The 403-nt window shown below is 46.4% G+C and carries 1 protein-coding gene; it reads left to right on the top strand.

The window, feature by feature from the left end:
- Window positions 1-46: 46 nt before the first annotated feature.
- Window positions 47-403: FAD-binding oxidoreductase (locus AB4585_RS27575; protein ID WP_372171940.1), on the top strand; the 357-nt coding region annotated here is incomplete at its 3' end.

Genomic DNA, 403 nt, shown 5'->3' on the forward strand with positions numbered 1-403 from the left:
GGAGCTTAGCTCCTCTTTTTTTGACTGCTAACTATGAGTTTTAAAGATGCAACTGACCTGTACAGACATTCGCCAAGACACCTCCGATGTAACGACTTATTGGTTTGAAACCAGTGGTGATATTGATTTTATTCCAGGGCAATTCTTGCCTCTTGAAGTGGATATTGAGGGAGAGACCCATCAGCGCTGTTATTCACTGGCCTCCATGCCGGGTGAGAAACACTGCAGTCTAACGATCAAGCGCGTAGAGGGTGGATTAGTATCAAACTATCTTGCGGACAGTTTTTCTGTTGGCCACAGCTTACGTAGCGGCAGTGCAGCCGGTGACTTTACTATTCAGTTAGTGGATGAACAGTCATTATTGATGCTAAGTGCGGGCTGCGGGATCACGCCGGTTTATTCA

It is taken from the genome of Vibrio sp. 10N.222.49.C9 (assembly GCF_041474985.1).
GTDB classification, from domain to species: Bacteria; Pseudomonadota; Gammaproteobacteria; order Enterobacterales; family Vibrionaceae; genus Vibrio; species Vibrio crassostreae_C.